2 protein-coding genes are annotated in these 3,483 nt (G+C 66.1%); both read left to right on the plus strand.

Features of this window, described 5'->3' with window-relative positions:
- Nucleotides 1-159: 159 nt before the first annotated feature.
- Nucleotides 160-1,902 carry a type I polyketide synthase gene (locus FHS42_RS35955; RefSeq protein WP_512700951.1) on the plus strand — a complete coding sequence of 581 codons (1,743 nt, stop codon included), beginning with the start codon at nt 160-162 and terminating at the stop codon, nt 1,900-1,902.
- Between the two features lie 51 nt (nt 1,903-1,953).
- The coding region (locus tag FHS42_RS35960; RefSeq protein ID WP_184580567.1) for a beta-ketoacyl synthase N-terminal-like domain-containing protein at nt 1,954-3,483 on the plus strand (1,530 nt) is incomplete at its 3' end.

Raw genomic sequence — 3,483 nt, forward strand, 5'->3', positions numbered from 1 at the left:
GTGGGTGCGTCTGGGCCGGTGGGTGCTGGGGTGGTGGTGTGGGGTGAGGACCGTTGGAGTTTGGCCACCCAGCCGGAGCCGGAGCCCCAGTCTGAACACGCTTCCGAGCTTGTCTCGGCTTCTCACGCCGTTTCTGGCGGTGGCTCTGAGTCTGGTTCCGTGTCGGGGTTGCCGGGGGTGGTGGTGTGGTGTGCCCCGACGAGCGCTGATGCTGCTTCAGGTGCTGTGGGTGCGGCGTGTGGGGTGTTGGCGGTGGTGCAGCGGTGGTTGGTGGATGAGGAGTGTGGTGATGCGCGGTTGGTGGTGGTTACTGAGCGCGGGGTGGGGGTGGTGCCGGGTGAGGTGGTGGATGCGGGGGCTGCGGCGGTGTGGGGGTTGGTGCGTTCGGCGCAGGCCGAGAATCCGGGGCGTATCACCATTGTGGACGCTGACGCCGACGCCGTACTGACGGCACACACGCTCCCCAGCTTGCTGGCCACCGATGAACCCCAACTAGCGCTACGCGGAGCTGAGTTACACGCACCTCGCCTCACCCGCACCGCGCCCGAGAACTCGGAACCCGTATCCCTCGATCCGGATGGGACCGTGCTGGTGACCGGCGGGACAGGTGATCTGGGCGCGCTGGTGGCCCGGCACCTGGTGCACCGGTACGGGGCGCGGCATCTGGTGTTGGTCAGCCGGAGTGGCGCACGTGCCGCCGGGACGGCGGAGCTACAGGCCGAACTCGCGGCGGCCGGTGCCCAGGCGGAGGTGGTGTCGTGTGACGTGGCGGATCGCGCGGCGGTGGCCCAACTGCTGTCGGCGGTCCCGGCAGAGCACCCGCTCACCGGGGTGGTGCACTGTGCAGGCGCGTTGGATGACGGGGTGATTGGTGCGCTGGATGAGCAGCGGATCGGCCGGGTGTTCGCGCCGAAGTACGACGCGCTGTGTCATCTGGACGAGCTGACGAGGGAATCGGACCTGGAGCTGTTCGTACTGTTCTCGTCGGCCGCTGGGGTGCTGGGGACGCCGGGGCAGGGGAATTACGCGGCGGCGAATGCGGCTGCGGATGCGGTGGTGCGGGCGCGTCGGGCGGCGGGGTTGCCTGGGGTGTCGATGGCGTGGGGTTGGTGGGGGCAGGGCAGTGGCCTCACGGGCAAGCTCAGTGAGGCGGACCGGGAGCGGTTCGCACGCGGTGGCGTGGTGGCGATGAGCCCTGACGAAGGGCTGGCACTCTTCGACGCGGCTCTCGCCCACGGAGACCCGGAGTTGGTGCCGGTCAAGCTGGATGTGACCAAGCTGGGGCATGTCGGGACGCTGTCGCCGCTGTTGAGCGGTCTGGTGGCAGGCCCGGCGGGAACTGCACGGCGGACCGCGCACAGCGGCGACGGCCGCAACAATACGGAAGCGCTGCGTGCCAAATTGGCCGCGTTGCCGGGCCCGGAGCAGGAGCGGTTGCTGCTGGACCTGGTGGTAAGTCAGGTCGCCACCGTGCTGGGGCATAGTCGGGCCGCCGGAGTCGAGGCGAGCAAGCCGTTCACCGCGCTGGGCTTCGACTCGCTGACCGCGGTGGAGCTGCGTAACCGACTGTCACAGGAGACCGGCCTCCGACTCCCCGCCACCCTCACCTTCGACCATCCAACTCCCCTTGCGCTCACCCAGTTTCTACAGACCGAGATCTCGCCGAGCGAGACACAAACCCTCGACTGGGCCATGAACGAGATAGACAAGATGGAGTCCGTTCTCTCGGAACTCCCTCCGGACGACGCCGTGCGAGCACGCGTCACGGACCGGCTCCGTGTGCTGCTGTCACGTGCCGGTGAACCCACAAGCGAAGTGAGTGGGGCGGTCCTGACTGAACAACTACAGGCCTCGTCCTCTGAAGAGCTGTTCCAGTTTGTCGACCGGCAATTGGGAGCTTGACCTTCCGGTCTTCCACCCCCTTACTCGCTTATCGAGCCGAAGGTTGATTCCATGGACGAGAACAGCAAGCTCCGTGACTATCTGGTGCGCGTGAGCGGTGAGCTGCAAAACACCCGCTCGCAGTTGCGCGATATGGAAGAGAAGGATGCGGAGCCCATCGCGATCATCGGCATGGCCTGCCGATTCCCGGGCGGTGTGAATTCACCCGAAGACCTATGGCGCCTGGTAAGCGAAGGCCAAGATGCCATCACACCGTTTCCCGAGAACCGCGGCTGGGACGTCGAGGGAGTGTACGATCCGGACCCTGATGCTCCGGGTAAGACCTATTCGCGGGTCGGTGGTTTCCTCTATGACGCCGACGAGTTCGATGCCGAACTGTTTGGGATCAACCCGCGTGAGGCTCTTTTGATGGACCCGCAGCAGCGGCTGCTGCTGGAATCCGCCTGGGAGACATTCGAGAACGCAGGCATCGCTCCGGAGGAGTTGAAGGGCAGCAAGACCGGGGTATTCGCCGGCGTCATCCAGCACGACTACAGCTCTTGGTCCAGCGCATCGTTGGAGCACATGGATGGATACGGGGGCACCGGGACCGCGGGTGGTGTGGCCTCAGGGCGCATCTCCTACACCTTCGGCCTTGAGGGCCCAGCGGTGACCGTGGACACCGCGTGCTCCTCCTCGTTGGTGACGCTGCACTTGGCGTGCCAGTCGCTGCGTTCGGGGGAAAGCACACTGGCCCTGTCCGGTGGCGCATCCGTGATGGCCACCCCGAATCTGTGGGTGGACTTCAGTCGGCAGCGGGGGTTGGCGCGGGATGGGCGGTGTAAGGCGTTTGCGGAGGGGGCGGATGGGACGAATTTTGCGGAGGGTGTGGGGTTGGTTTTGTTGGAGCGGTTGTCGGATGCGGTGCGTCATGGGCGTCGGGTGTTGGGGGTGGTGCGGGGTTCTGCGGTGAATCAGGATGGTGCGTCGAATGGTTTGACGGCGCCGAATGGTCCGTCGCAGCAGCGGGTGATTCGGCAGGCGTTGGTGAATGCGCGGGTGGTGGCGTCTGAGGTGGATGTGGTGGAGGCGCATGGTACGGGGACGGCGTTGGGTGATCCGATTGAGGCGCAGGCGTTGTTGGCGACGTATGGGCGGGATCGTTCGGTGGATCGGCCGGTGTGGTTGGGGTCGGTGAAGTCGAATATTGGGCATACGCAGGCGGCTGCGGGTGTGGCGGGTGTGATCAAGATGGTGTTGGCGTTGGGGCGTGGTGTGGTGCCGCGGACGTTGCATGTGGATGCGCCGTCGTCGCATGTGGATTGGTCGGTTGGTGGGGTGGAGTTGGTGACGCAGGAGCGGGTGTGGCCTAGGGGGGATCGGCCGAGGCGTGCGGCGGTGTCGTCGTTTGGGGTGAGTGGGACGAATGCGCATGTGGTGTTGGAGGAGGCGCCGGTTGCTGTCGGAGTGAAGGACGGGTCTGAGTCTGGTGCTGGGTTGGTGACTGGTGCTGGTGCTGGTGTGGGTGTGGGTGTGGGTGTGGTGCCGTGGGTGGTGTCGGGTGGTTCGGTGGGTGGTTTGCGGGGTCAGGCGGGTCGGTTG

The organism is Streptomyces zagrosensis (genome assembly GCF_014203645.1).
GTDB classification, from domain to species: Bacteria; Actinomycetota; Actinomycetes; order Streptomycetales; family Streptomycetaceae; genus Streptomyces; species Streptomyces zagrosensis.